The 13,206-nt window shown below is 67.0% G+C and carries 10 protein-coding genes; 6 read left to right on the forward strand and 4 right to left on the reverse strand.

The features are described from left to right. Window positions 1-254 precede the first annotated feature (254 nt). The gene (locus WS69_RS06370) at window positions 255-659 is read left to right on the forward strand and encodes a RidA family protein (RefSeq protein WP_059469956.1); all 405 of its coding nucleotides are present in this window, start codon (window positions 255-257) and stop codon (window positions 657-659) included. Between the two features lie 46 nt (window positions 660-705). Here the strand turns inward: WS69_RS06370 and WS69_RS06375 are convergent, their stop codons facing one another. Beyond that, window positions 706-1,470, reverse strand: a complete 765-nt coding sequence (locus WS69_RS06375; protein WP_059469957.1) for a TetR/AcrR family transcriptional regulator — start codon at window positions 1,468-1,470, stop codon at window positions 706-708. Between the two features lie 204 nt (window positions 1,471-1,674). Between WS69_RS06375 and WS69_RS06380 the strand changes: the two genes are divergently transcribed. From WS69_RS06380 to WS69_RS06400, 5 genes are all read left to right on the forward strand, one after another. Further along, complete coding sequence (locus WS69_RS06380; protein ID WP_059469958.1) at window positions 1,675-2,871, forward strand: isovaleryl-CoA dehydrogenase; 1,197 nt, start codon at window positions 1,675-1,677, stop codon at window positions 2,869-2,871. Between the two features lie 22 nt (window positions 2,872-2,893). Beyond that, complete coding sequence (locus WS69_RS06385; protein ID WP_059469959.1) at window positions 2,894-4,501, forward strand: carboxyl transferase domain-containing protein; 1,608 nt, start codon at window positions 2,894-2,896, stop codon at window positions 4,499-4,501. Window positions 4,502-4,520: 19 nt separating this feature from the next. Further along, window positions 4,521-5,306: an enoyl-CoA hydratase/isomerase family protein gene (locus WS69_RS06390; protein ID WP_059469960.1), complete on the forward strand. Its 786-nt coding sequence runs from the start codon at window positions 4,521-4,523 to the stop codon at window positions 5,304-5,306. A 121-nt stretch (window positions 5,307-5,427) separates the two neighbouring features. Continuing rightward, the gene (locus tag WS69_RS06395) at window positions 5,428-7,434 is read left to right on the forward strand and encodes an acetyl-CoA carboxylase biotin carboxylase subunit (RefSeq protein WP_059469961.1); all 2,007 of its coding nucleotides are present in this window, start codon (window positions 5,428-5,430) and stop codon (window positions 7,432-7,434) included. A 140-nt stretch (window positions 7,435-7,574) separates the two neighbouring features. After that, on the forward strand, window positions 7,575-8,720 hold the full coding sequence (locus WS69_RS06400) for a DUF2827 domain-containing protein (protein WP_059469962.1): 1,146 nt from the start codon (window positions 7,575-7,577) through the stop codon (window positions 8,718-8,720). 211 nt (window positions 8,721-8,931) lie between these two features. On the opposite strand, the gene WS69_RS06405 is transcribed toward WS69_RS06400, so the two are convergent. The 3 genes from WS69_RS06405 to WS69_RS06415 all read right to left on the reverse strand — a co-directional run. After that, window positions 8,932-10,080 (reverse strand): DUF2827 domain-containing protein, encoded by a 1,149-nt coding sequence (locus tag WS69_RS06405; RefSeq protein ID WP_059469963.1) that lies wholly within the window; start codon window positions 10,078-10,080, stop codon window positions 8,932-8,934. Between the two features lie 22 nt (window positions 10,081-10,102). Further along, window positions 10,103-11,257, reverse strand: coding sequence for a DUF2827 domain-containing protein (locus WS69_RS06410; RefSeq protein ID WP_059469964.1), 1,155 nt, complete (start codon window positions 11,255-11,257; stop codon window positions 10,103-10,105). Further along, window positions 11,254-13,206 (reverse strand): YadA family autotransporter adhesin (locus tag WS69_RS06415; RefSeq protein ID WP_082715999.1); only part of this gene is annotated, 1,953 nt, incomplete at its 5' end. The genes WS69_RS06410 and WS69_RS06415, both read right to left, overlap by 4 nt.

Raw genomic sequence — 13,206 nt, forward strand, 5'->3', positions numbered from 1 at the left:
GACGGCAAACAGTGATTGTACGTCTTGCCTGTTTATCCGGACGTGACGAACCCCTTACAGTCTTTCCATCGCGATGCGCGGTCGGCCGACGGCGCCGATGCGATATCGGCCGCAACGATCCGGCGCGCCGCCTCGTTCAGCGCGAGGCGATGTCGTCCCGCAGTCATGCATCGCCCGCGTGTCGAGCGTCGGCTTGCCGATCGCGACGGTCGAGCCGTTCGCAACCGATCCATTCACATTCAAGGAAGAGATTGATGTCCGCACGTGATGTCGTATTTCCGCCCGAGCGTCAGGCGCTGTACGAGCGAAACCGCTATTCCCCGGCCGTTCGTTCCAACGGTTTTCTTTTCGTGTCGGGGCAGGTCGGCAGCCTGCCCGACGGTTCCCCGGAGCCGGATCTGGACGCGCAGGTCAGGCTCGCGTTCGGCAATCTGAACGCGATTCTCTCGGCTGCCGGCTGCACGTTCGACGATGTCGTCGACGTGACGATCTTCGTCGTCGATCCCGCTGAACGCTTCGACGCGATCTGGAAGGTCGCCGCCGACTACTGGGGGGATGCGCCGCACCCGACGCTGACCGGTATCGGCGTGACGTGGCTCTACGGCTTTCAGTTCGAGATCAAGGTGATCGCGAAGTTGCCGGAGTCCGCTGCCCGCTAGCGTGCCGGACTGGGGCCGCGCGGGTGCTCGCCGGCGCGCGTCGCCGCTACGCCGGCTTTTCCGCCTTGCGGCACGCCGCTGCTCCGCGCTCCGCCTGCGCGCACGCTTCGTCGAGCCGCCTCACCGCGTCCGCGACGTCGCTCCGGAAGCGCACGAGTGCGGCGTTTTCCGGCGCGGGCGGCTGCAATCCCGCCCACAGCAGATCGATCAATTGCCCGGCCGTCGTTTCGGTATCGAGCTTGCGATGCCCGAGGATCGCATCCCACAGCACGTGCTCCATCGGTCCGAACACCATCGAGCGCAACAGGCTGAGCGGCATGTCGGCGCGCACCTGTCCCGCCGCCTGTCCGCGCGCGAGCACGTCCATCAGCGGCGCCGTGTAGCGGCGCTGCAAGGCGGTCAGTTCGTCGGCGAGCGCGTGCTGCTTCGCGCGCCCTTCGGACAGCACCAGCGCGCACAGGCCGGTGCCGTTCACGAGCATCAGCCGCAGGTGCGTGCGGACGATGAATGCGAATTGCTGGCGCACCGACGCGTCGCGCGGCATCCCGGTCTCGAACGCGTCGATGATTTCGTCGTACCAATCGGCGATCACGCGTGCGCACAGCTCCCGCTTGCCGCGAAAGTAGCTGAACACGGTCGCCTCCGACACGCCGACTCGCTGCGCGATCTCTGCCGCGGTCGCATGCTCGTAGCCTTTCTCCGCGAAGATTTCGCGTCCGGCGCGCAGGATGTCCTGCACACGCTGCTGCGATTTGCGTCCGGCGGGCGCGCGCGGCGCGTCCGCGCGGTCGGTTTTCTGAGTGGCGGTCATACGGGGTTTCCTGCGGAATCGGGTGTCGTCGCGATGCTTCCGATCATAGCTGAGTGTTGCTCAAAAAACTATTGACGATCGTGCGGGTCAAGCGCGAAACTAGCGAAAATTTCCGCAACATATGGCAATGAACCGATGGAATCGTCGATTTGAGCTGGACTCAATAATCGGCGCGTCCAAGGACTTCCTGGAGACGGAGGAGACATGAGCAACCTGCCCGGCGTGAACTTCATGCTCGGTGAAGACATCGAGATGCTGCGCGATTCGATCGCCCATTTCGCCGCGAAGGAAATCGCGCCGCGCGCGGCCGAGATCGACCGCACCGACCAGTTCCCGATGGACCTGTGGCGCAAGTTCGGCGAGCTGGGCGTGCTCGGAATGACGGTCGCCGAGGAATACGGCGGCGCGGGTCTCGGCTACACCGCGCACATGGTCGCGATGGAGGAGATTTCGCGCGCGTCGGCGTCGGTCGGGCTGTCGTACGGCGCGCACTCGAACCTGTGCGTGAACCAGATCCACCGCAACGGCACCGAAGCGCAGAAGCGCAAGTACCTGCCGAAGCTGATCTCCGGCGAGCACGTCGGCGCGCTCGCGATGAGCGAGCCGAACGCGGGCTCGGACGTCGTCAGCATGAAGCTGCGCGCGGCCAAGCGCGGCGACCGCTACGTGCTGAACGGCACGAAGATGTGGATCACGAACGGCCCGGACTGCGACACGCTCGTCGTCTACGCGAAGACCGAGCCCGACGCCGGCGCGCGCGGCATCACCGCGTTCATCGTCGAGAAGGGGATGAAGGGCTTCTCGGTCGCGCAGAAGCTCGACAAGCTCGGGATGCGCGGCTCGCACACGGGCGAGCTCGTGTTCGAGGATGTCGAGGTGCCGGAAGAGAACATCCTCGGCGAGCTGAACGGCGGCGTGAAAGTGCTGATGAGCGGGCTCGACTACGAGCGCGCGGTGCTCGCGGGCGGCCCGACGGGCATCATGGCCGCCTGCCTCGACGCCGTCATCCCGTACGTCCACGACCGCAAGCAGTTCGGTCAGCCGATCGGCGAATTCCAGCTGATCCAGGGCAAGATCGCCGACATGTACACGACGTTCCAGGCGTGCCGCGCGTATCTGTACGCGGTCGGCCGCCATCTCGACGCGGGCGGCATGGCCCCGGCCGGCGGCGCGCACGTTCGCCAGGTGCGCAAGGACTGCGCGGGCGTGATTCTCTACACCGCGGAAAAAGCGACGTGGATGGCGGGCGAGGCGATCCAGATCCTCGGCGGCAACGGCTACATCAACGAATATCCGGTCGGGCGCCTGTGGCGCGACGCGAAGCTCTACGAGATCGGCGCCGGCACGAGCGAGATCCGCCGGATGCTGATCGGCCGCGAGCTGTTCGCGGAAACGGCCTGACCCCGCGCGCGGAGCACACGCGATGCCGATCATCGAATCCAAGCTGAACCCGCGTTCCGACGAATTTCGCGCGAACGCCGCGACGCTCGAGGCGCTCGTCGCCGATCTGCGCGACAAGGTCGACCGGCTGGCGCTCGGCGGCGGGCAGGCCGCGCGCGACAAGCATCTGTCGCGCGGCAAGCTGCTGCCGCGCGACCGGATCGCGCAACTGCTCGATCCGGGCGCGCCGTTCCTCGAGCTGTCGCAGCTCGCCGCGTACGGGATGTACAACGACGACGCGCCGGGCGCGGGCATCATCACCGGCATCGGCCGGATCGCGGGCCGCGAGTGCGTGATCGTCTGCAACGACGCGACCGTCAAGGGCGGCACCTACTATCCGATGACCGTGAAGAAGCACGTGCGCGCGCAGGAGATCGCGGCCGAGAACCGGTTGCCGTGCGTGTACCTCGTCGATTCGGGCGGCGCGAACCTGCCGAATCAGGACGACGTGTTTCCTGACCGCGATCATTTCGGCCGAATCTTCTTCAATCAGGCGAACCTGTCGGCCGCGGGCATCGAGCAGATCGCGGTCGTGATGGGCTCGTGCACCGCGGGCGGCGCGTACGTGCCCGCGATGAGCGACGAATCGATCATCGTCAAGAACCAGGGGACGATCTTTCTCGGCGGGCCGCCGCTCGTGAAGGCGGCCACCGGCGAGGAAGTGAGCGCCGAGGATCTCGGCGGCGGCGACGTGCACACGCGCCTGTCCGGCGTGGCCGATCACCTCGCGCAGAACGACGCGCATGCGTTGTCGATCGCGCGCACGATCGTCGGCCATCTCGGCGCGCGCGGCGCGGCGCCGCTCGCGCTTCGCGAGCCGCTGCCGCCGCGCCATGACGCGAAAAGCCTGTACGGCGTGATTCCCGTCGATACGAGGAAGCCGTTCGACGTGCGCGAGGTGATCGCGCGGATCGTCGACGATTCCGCATTCGACGAATTCAAGGCGCGCTACGGCACGACGCTCGTCACGGGCTTCGCGCACATCTGGGGACACCCGGTCGGCATCGTCGCGAACAACGGCATTCTGTTCTCCGAATCGGCGACGAAGGGCGCGCATTTCATCGAGCTGTGCTGCCAGCGCAAGATCCCGCTCGTGTTCCTGCAGAACATCACCGGCTTCATGGTCGGCCGCAAGTACGAGAACGAAGGCATCGCGCGTCACGGCGCGAAGATGGTGACGGCCGTGTCGACCGCGAAGGTGCCGAAGTTCACGGTGATCATCGGCGGCTCGTTCGGCGCGGGCAACTACGGGATGTGCGGGCGCGCGTTCGGCCCGCGCTTCCTGTGGATGTGGCCGAACGCGCGCATCTCGGTGATGGGCGGCGAGCAGGCGGCCTCGGTGCTCGCGACCGTGCGCCGCGATGGGATCGAGGCGAAGGGCGGCGAGTGGTCGGCGCAAGACGAAGAGGCGTTCAAGCAGCCGATCCGCGACCAGTACGAGCGCCAGGGCCATCCGTACTACGCGAGCGCGCGCCTGTGGGACGACGGCGTGATCGACCCCGCGCAGACGCGCGACGTGCTCGGCTTGGGCCTTGCCGCCGCGATGAACGCGCCGATCGAGGACACGCGGTTCGGCGTGTTCCGGATGTGACGGAGCTGAGGAGCCGACGATGCGCCATGAAACGATCGAAGTGACCGACGACGGCCGCGTCGCGACCGTCATGCTCGCGCGTCCCGACGTGCGCAATGCGTTCAACGAGACGATGATCGCCGAGCTGACGACCGCGTTCGACCGCATCGACGCGAATCCGGCGCTGCGCGCGGTCGTGCTCGCCGCGCGCGGCCCGGCGTTCTGCGCGGGCGCGGACCTGAACTGGATGAAAAAGATGGCGGGCTTCTCGGACGACGAGAACCGCGCCGACGCGCGCCGGCTCGCGCGGATGCTCGAGGCGATCCACCGCTGCGCGAAGCCCGTGATCGCGCGCGTGCACGGCGACGCGTACGCGGGCGGCGTCGGGCTCGTCGCCGCGTGCGACATCGCGGTCGCGGCCGAGGACGTGAAATTCTGCCTGTCGGAAGCGCGTCTCGGGCTGATTCCCGCGACGATCGCGCCATACGTCGTGCGCGCGATGGGCGAGCGCGCCGCGCGCCGCTATTTCGCGACGGCCGAAGTGTTCGACTGCGCGAAGGCCGCGCAGCTCGGCTTCGTCCACGAGTGCGTGCCTGCCGATGCGCTCGACGCGACCGTTTCCAGGCTCGCCGAGACCTTGTGCGCGAACGGCCCGCAGGCCGTGCGCGCGTGCAAGGCGCTCGTGCGCGACGTCGCGGGCCGCACGCTCGACGCCGCGCTGATCGAACAGACCGCCGGGTGGATCGCACGGACGCGCGCCGGCGCCGAGGCGCGCGAAGGCGTCGCGTCGTTCCTCGAGAAGCGCCCGCCGGCGTGGCGCGCGTGACGCGGCATGAGCCGCCGGGCGCGTCGCGGCGTCACGGCGTCACGGCGGCCGTGCCGGGCGCCGCTGCGCGGCTCGTGCACTGACCGAATTCGTTACCGACATCCCCGTTTCCCGACCCACCATGTTCGACAAGATCCTGATCGCCAATCGCGGCGAAATCGCCTGCCGGGTCGCCGCGACCTGCAAACGCCTCGGCATCGCGAGCGTCGCGGTCTATTCGGACGCCGACGCGCATGCGAAGCACGTCGCCGCGTGCGACGAGGCCGTGCACATCGGCGGCGCGGCGGCCGCCGACAGTTATCTGCGGATCGAGCGCATCATCGACGCCGCGCGCGCGACGGGCGCGCAAGCGATCCATCCGGGCTACGGCTTCCTGTCGGAGAACGAGGATTTCGCACGCGCGTGCGAGGAGGCGGGTATCGTGTTCGTCGGGCCGCCCGTCGAGGCGATCGCCGCGATGGGCTCGAAGGCCGCCGCGAAGGCGCTGATGCATGCGGCCGCGGTGCCGCTCGTGCCCGGTTATCACGGCGACGACCAGGATCTCGCGCTGCTGCAGCGCGAAGCCGATCGCATCGGCTATCCGGTGCTGCTGAAAGCGAGCGCGGGCGGCGGCGGCAAGGGGATGCGGGTCGTCGAGCGCGCGGCCGATTTCGCGGCGGCGCTCGCTTCGTGCCAGCGCGAGGCCGCCGCGAGCTTCGGCAACGACCGCGTGCTGATCGAGAAATACCTGCAGCGCCCGCGCCACGTCGAGGTGCAGGTATTCGGCGACCGGCACGGCAACGCGGTTTTCCTGTTCGACCGCGACTGCTCGGTGCAGCGCCGCCACCAGAAGGTGCTGGAGGAAGCGCCCGCGCCGGGGCTCGCGGACGAGGTCCGGCAGGCGATGGGCGAGGCGGCCGTCGCGGCCGCGCGCGCGGTTCGCTACGTCGGCGCGGGCACCGTCGAATTCATCATGACGGGCGACACGTTTTACTTCATGGAGATGAACACGCGGTTGCAGGTCGAACATCCGGTGACGGAGATGGTCACGGGGCTCGATCTCGTCGAATGGCAACTGCGCGTCGCGGCGGGCGAGCCGCTGCCGCTCGGGCAGCCGGACTTGCGGGTTCGCGGGCACGCGATCGAGGCGCGCCTGTACGCGGAGAATCCGGCGCGCGGCTTCCTGCCGTCGACCGGGCGTCTGAAGCATCTGCGATTGCCGGCGGGCGTCGAGTTCGCCGTCGGCGCGGCCGTGCGGATCGACAGCGGCGTGCGCGAAGGCGATGCGATCACGCCGTTCTACGATCCGATGATCGCGAAGCTGATCGTCCATGGCGACACGCGCGCGCAGGCGCTCGCGACGCTCTCTCGCGCGCTGCGCGAATGCGAGGTCGTCGGCCTGCATACGAATGCGGCGTTCCTGCAGCGGATCGTCGCCAGCCGGCCGTTCGCCGACGCGGATCTCGACACCGGCCTGATCGAGCGCCACCGCGATGCGCTATTTGCGCCGCAGCCGGCGCCCGCGGCGGCGCTCGGTTTCGCGTGCGCGGCGCTTTTCGCACGCGAGCGCGAACGGGCGGGGGCAGGGGCGGGCGGCGCGGCGTCGCCGTGGGGCGCGCTGCCGAACTGGCGGCTGAACGCCGGCTACCGCCGGACGATCGAATGGCGCACGCTCGATGACGATGCGACACTCGAATCGCACTACGTGGACAAGGGCGGGATCGAGTCGCTCGAGGTCGGCGGCGTCGCGAAGCCATTCGCGTGGACGCGCGGCGCGGGCCCGCTCGATTTCGACGTGACGCTGGGCGGCGTGCGGGCGAGCGGGCGCGTTCATGTCGACGGCGACACGTTCCACGTGTTCTGCCAGGGCGTCGCACGCGCGTTCGAATGGCGCAACCTGCTCGCGCACGCGGCCGATTCGACGGAAGGAGAAGGCCGGCTCACCGCGCCGATGCCGGGCAAGGTGATCGCGGTGCTCGTCGAGCCGGGGCAGAAGGTCGAGCAGGGCGATCCGCTCATCGTGATGGAGGCGATGAAGATGGAGCACACGATCGGCGCGCCGGCCGCAGGCGTCGTCAGCGAGGTGCTGTACGCGGTGGGCGACCAGGTTGCGGACGGCGCGCAGCTACTCGTCATGGGGCAAGGTTGACGCGGCGGTGCGTACGTTGACGATATCTGACAGTCCGGTCATATGATGTCCGCTAGACTCGTATAGTGGTGCGGGCGGTAGCGCGGAATACGCAACGGGCGGTGCGCTACACTGCGAACTTCCCTTCCCTCCAGCATGTGATGACCTCCCCTGTCGATTTGAACGGCTTGCGCATCGGTATCACGATCGGCCTGCGCGAGCCGAACGAGAGCCTTTGGATCAACGGCATCAAGCAGAACGCGCTGTTTCTCGCGAAGCTGCTGATGAAATCGTCGCGCGGCTACCGCGTGACGATCGTCAATACGACCGACGTGCCGATCACCGATGCGCTGCCGTGGGACTGCCGGATCTTCGATACGCGCTCGTTCACCGAGATGAAGGATTCGCTCGACGTGCTGATCGAGCTCGGCGGCCAGATCGACGGCGAGCAGACTGCATACCTGAAGGCGCGCGGCGTGAAGCTCGTCAGCTACTGCTGCGGCTTCGAGTACATCCACGTGACGCAGTCGATCCTGTTCGGCCGCCGGATGTGGGATACGCTTTTCATCAATCGCGGCTACGACGAGATCTGGGCGATTCCGCAGATCGCGCCGTCGTCGCTGCCGTTCATGCAGTCGTTGCGTCGCTGCCCGGGGCGCGTCGTGCCGTTCGTCTGGGATCCGATGTTCCTGACCGAGCGTACACGGCTGATGCACGAGCACGGCGAGTATCGGCCGAGCGGCAAGCGGGCGAAGCGGCTCACCGTGATGGAGCCGAACCACGACGTCGTCAAGTTCTGCGTGTATCCGATGCTGATCATCGACGAAGCGTATCGGCGCGATCCGGACGCGATCGCGTTCACGCACGTGACGAACGCCGAGCGTCTCGCGCACGACAGTCCGGAATTCGTGATGCTGATGAACTATCTGGAGGTCGTCCGCGCGAGCAAGGCGAGCTTCGTCGGCCGCTTCGACACGCCGGCGTTCCTCGCCGAATACACGGACGTCGTTGTGTCGCACCAGTGGGAGAACCCGCTCAACTATTTCTACTTCGACGTCTGCTGGCAGGGCTACCCGCTCGTCCACAACGCACACCTCGTGCCGGACATCGGCTACTACTATCCGGACAACGACGTGCAGGCGGGAACGGAAACGCTGATGCGCGTGCTGCGCGAGCACGACGACGACTGGGAGGGCTACGCGGCGCGGCAGCGCAGCCTGTTGCGCCGCTATACGTCGAAGAACCCGGCGCTCGTCGCCGAATACGACACGCTGCTCGCGAATCTCGTCAATGACTGCGGGCGCTGAACGTCGCGCGAGCGGCGGCAGGTGCGGGCGCGGCCGGGATCGCGGCGTCTTCGCCTTCGCCTTGGTCTTCGCGTCGGGCGCATCGATCACGGTGGTTCACGCCGGATCTTTTTTCGGCGCGGCCTATTGTTGCCCGACCACGCATTGACGCTACGCGCTTGTTCAAGCGACGTTCGGGGAGACGAGCGGAAACTTGAGGCGCGCTGCCGGCTTACCGATACAGCGCGGCGATCGCGTCCGTATACGCGGCGACGTTATCCGGGTTATAGATGCTGACCGAATCCAGAAGCTGCCGCGACTGCTCGCGATACGCATCGAGGTTCGCGTCGTGCTCGCGGAACGCCTTCAGCAACTGCCGGCCGCCTTCCTGGCAATCGAAAGCCGAATAGAAATAGCCGGCCTTGCCGACGTACGGCGAGTTGTGGACGAGCGGATAGTCGCCGTACAGCAACTCGTAGTACAGATAGTTCTGCGCGTTCTCCCACGTATGCGACACGACCACGTCGCCGTGCGCCGCCATGAATTCGTAGACCGCGAAACGCCCTTCGAACGTCGTCAGCCCGTGATTGACGATGTCGAGGCTGCGCGCGAAGTGGACGAACGTCGTGTGCTCCTTCATGTGCATCGTGTTGCACACGCGCACGAATTCGACGAAGCCCGGCTCGGCGCGATACGCCTCTTCGGCGACGAGCATCGGCACGATGCTCGTCTTCACCATGCAGATGTTCGGCTCGAACATCGCGACGCGCCAGCGCGGCTTGCCCGGCTTGTAGCCGAATTCGAGACCCGGGCCGAGCGTCGCGCGCGCCTTGTCGAACAACAGCGGATGCCAGATGTGCGGCACGATCGTCACCGGGCTGCGCAGCCCCGATTCGAGGTAGTGTCCGCACGAGTGCTCGAATTCGGGAATCGTCCAGACGCCGTCGTAGCGCGCGCCCGAAAATTGGAAGCCGGACGGCTTGTCGAAGATCGCGCGCTCGATGTCGATCACGTAGTCGTTGCCGACGCGCATCGTCACGACCTTGCCGCCGCGCTGCTGATACGCGGCGATCCAGCCGGCGTTGAACTGCGCGCTCATCTCGATCACCACGTCGCAGCGCGTCATCGCGTCGTCCATCGAGAGGAGCGGCACGTTCCATTCGCCGAGCATCAACTGCGGATCGGCGTCGTCCGCGCCGCCGTTGATCATCACCGCTTCGGCGACGAGCGGCGACTGGCGCAGCAGCAGCACGAGCAGCAGGCAGTTCTGGAAGATGCCGTTCTCCCACAGCGACTGGCCGGCGCCGCGTACGAACAGCGACACGCCGACGACGAGACGCCTGCCGCCGTTCGGCACGTCACGGGCGGTGGTTTCGGACATGCATTCTCTCCGGGGAAAAGGCTCAGGCGGCCAGACGCGCGACGTACGCGTCGAGGTTGTCGCGGTTGTCGATCGACACGCCGTGCAGGAGCGCATCGGCTTTACGGCGGTAGTCGTCGAGATGCGTATCGTGATGCCGCCATGCGTGCAGCAGCGCGCGGCCGCCCGCCGCGGAATCGAATTCCGGGTAGCGGTAGCCTGCGTCGCCGAGGAGCGGCGAATTGTGCACGAGCGGATAGCCGCCGTACAGCACGTCGTAGTACAGATAGTTCTGCGCGTTTTCCCACTGGTGCGAGATCACCGCGTCGCCGTGCTGCGCGAGGAACGACGGCAGATCGATGCGCGGCTCGAAGGTCGCCTTGTGCTGGCGGACGAGATCGAGACTGTTCGCGAAATGGACGAATGTCGGATGTTCCTTCATGTGCAGCGAGTTGACGACGAACAGATGCTCGACCGCATCGGGCTGCGCGCGGTGGAATTCGTCGGCGGCGAGCATCGGGTAGTGGCAGGTCTTCACGACCGAGATGTTCGGCTCGAGGATCGACAGCCGCCACTTCGCGCGGCCCGGCTCGTAGCCGAAGCGCAGTCCCTCGGCGTCGAGCTGGCGCGCGCGGCGCTCGATGAAGTACGGCGACCAGATGTGCGGGACGACGTGCACCGGCGCACGCGTGAGCGTGCGCAAGAGCGGCGCGTCGATCTTCTCGGATTTCGGCAAGATCCATACTTCGTCGAACGGCCCGCCGTTGAAGATGTGGCCCGACGGCCGATTGAACATCGGCGTCTCGCAGAGCCCGCTGTACGTGTGGCCGACGAAGCAGGCGACGAGCTTCTTGCCGAGCGCCTTCATGTACTTGAGCCAGTCGACGGGCAGCTGCGCGCCCATCTCGATCACGACGTCGAGCGCGTGCGACACGTCGCGCGGCTGCACGAGCGGCACGTCGAGGCCGGCGAGATCGAGGCCGGCGGGCAACGCTTTCGCGTCGCCGCCGTTCAGGAAGTAGACCGGGCCGACCCGGTCCGACTGCTTGAGCATCATCGCCAGGAACGCAATGTTCTGATGAATGCCGTTTTCCCAGATCGCCTGGCCGTCGCGGGCGAAGAGCGAGATGCCGACGGCGAGGCGTTTGCCGGGCGCGTCATGCGGCCCGGTTGACGAAGATCGGACGGAATCGATCACCAGCTATATCCATATCCTGCACCGAAGGTCTTGTTCTGCCCCGACACGCCGATGCCCAGCTTGAGAATGCCGTTGGTTGTCACATGCGCGCTCGCGCCGAACGCCATCCCCGACTGACCTGCGAAGCGGGCGACGCCGACGGCGACGTTGATCGTCTTGCCGGGTTCGACCTGCGGCAGCATCGTCAGCGCGGTGGTGGCCGCGATGCCCTGACGGGCCATCGTGTCGGTCTGCTGCAGCGCTTGCTGAGTCTGGTTCAGCTGCGTGCCCAGAGTGTTGATCTGGGATTGCTGACCCGTCAGCGATTGTGACATAGAAGTGGACAGCGCATTCAACTGGTTGACGTTGACCGCGTCGGTGCCTTCCGTGCCGGCGGCGACGTTCGTGATCTGCCGCTGCTGCGTCGAACTGCCGACCGAGACGACGTTCGAGCGGCCGCCGTCGTTCGAGTTCGCGCCGATTGCGACCGAGTTCGAGCCGGCCGTGACGGACGGCGCGGCGGCGGTCGGCGCGCTCATGTCGGCGGCGACGCCCGTGCTGGCCGGCAACGAGCGGATCACGTTGTTCGTGCTGTTGACGAGCGTCGTCGACAGCGACGACACCTGCGTGTTGAGGTTGGTCACGCTCGTCGACAGCGACGCGACGGTGGTGTTGGTCGTCGACAGGCCGGTGGACAGCGAGCCGATGCCGGTCGAGGTCGACGTGGACAGCGACGCGAGATTGCTGTTGGTCGTCGACAGGCCGGTGGACAGCGAACCGACGGCGGTCGAAGTCGACGTGGACAGCGAGGCGACGGTGCTGTTGGTCGTCGACAGGCCGGTGGATAGCGAGCCGACGGCGGTCGAAGTCGACGTGGACAGCGACGCGACGTTGCTGTTCGTCGTGTTCAGGCTGGTCGACAGCGACGCGACGTTGCTGTTGGTCGCATAGAGCTGGCTGCCGTTGACGGCGTCGGTGCTGGCTGCGGAGATGCGGCCGGCGGCAACGTTCGTGACCTGGCGCTCCGCCCCCGGCGCGCCGACGCTGAACACGCCAACCGGGGCGCTGCCCGCGAAGCCGCCGAACGTCAGGCCGCCGACGGTCGCCGACGTGACGGATACGGCCGCCGCCGTCGTCGCGCCGTTGCCGATCGCGACCGAATCGTCGATGTTCGCGATCGCGTTCGGGCCGATCGCGATGCTGTTGGCGCCCGTCGCCTGGCTGTCCGGATCGGTCGAGTTCGCGTGGAAGTACTTGGTGCCCTTCGCGTTGATGTTGTCGATCGCGGAGCCGACGTTGTTGTTGCTGGTCGTCGTGCCGTCGGCGTTGTATGTCGTGTACGAGGGCGCGGAGATCGTGCCGGTCGCCGGATCGTACGTCGCGCCGCCGCCGAGCGCCGCCGCGGTACTGTTGCCGAGATTATTCGTGTTCGACGTGATCGAGCTGATGCTCGTCGACAACGAGCCGATGCCGGTCGAGGTCGACGTGGACAGCGACGCGAGATTGCTGTTGGTCGTCGACAGGCCGGTGGACAACGAGCCGATGCCGGTCGAGGTCGACGTGGACAGCGACGCGAGATTGCTGTTGGTCGTCGACAGGCCGGTGGACAACGAGCCGATGCCGGTCGAGGTCGACGTGGACAGCGACGCGAGATTGCTGTTGGTCGTCGACAGGCCGGTGGACAGCGAGCCGATGCCGGTCGAGGTCGACGTGGACAGCGACGCGACGGTGCTGTCGGTCGTGGACAAGCCGGTGGACAGCGAGCTGATGCCGGTCGAGGTCGACGTCGAGAGCGAGGCAATCGAGCTGTTGGCCGAGCTCAGGCTCGTCGACGTCGAGGTCGACAGCGAGGCGACCGAACTGTTGGTGGACGAGAGACCGGTGGACAGCGAGCCGATGCCGGTCGAGGTCGATGTGGACAGCGACGCGATCGAGCTATTCGCCAGGCTCAGGCCCGTCGACGTCGAAGT

Source organism: Burkholderia sp. BDU5 (assembly GCF_001522845.1).
In the GTDB taxonomy this organism is placed as follows: Bacteria; Pseudomonadota; Gammaproteobacteria; order Burkholderiales; family Burkholderiaceae; genus Burkholderia; species Burkholderia mayonis.

What these genes read in the sequence shown, in the direction of transcription:
- WS69_RS06395 (WP_059469961.1), top strand. Translation starts at nt 5,428, where the DNA reads ATGTTCGACAAGATCCTGATCGCCAATCGCGGCGAAATCGCCTGCCGG.
- WS69_RS06400 (WP_059469962.1), top strand. Translation starts at nt 7,575, where the DNA reads ATGACCTCCCCTGTCGATTTGAACGGCTTGCGCATCGGTATCACGATC.
- WS69_RS06405 (WP_059469963.1), bottom strand. Translation starts at nt 10,080, where the DNA reads ATGTCCGAAACCACCGCCCGTGACGTGCCGAACGGCGGCAGGCGTCTC.
- WS69_RS06385 (WP_059469959.1), top strand. Translation starts at nt 2,894, where the DNA reads ATGCCGATCATCGAATCCAAGCTGAACCCGCGTTCCGACGAATTTCGC.
- WS69_RS06370 (WP_059469956.1), top strand. Translation starts at nt 255, where the DNA reads ATGTCCGCACGTGATGTCGTATTTCCGCCCGAGCGTCAGGCGCTGTAC.
- WS69_RS06375 (WP_059469957.1), bottom strand. Translation starts at nt 1,470, where the DNA reads ATGACCGCCACTCAGAAAACCGACCGCGCGGACGCGCCGCGCGCGCCC.
- WS69_RS06390 (WP_059469960.1), top strand. Translation starts at nt 4,521, where the DNA reads ATGCGCCATGAAACGATCGAAGTGACCGACGACGGCCGCGTCGCGACC.
- WS69_RS06380 (WP_059469958.1), top strand. Translation starts at nt 1,675, where the DNA reads ATGAGCAACCTGCCCGGCGTGAACTTCATGCTCGGTGAAGACATCGAG.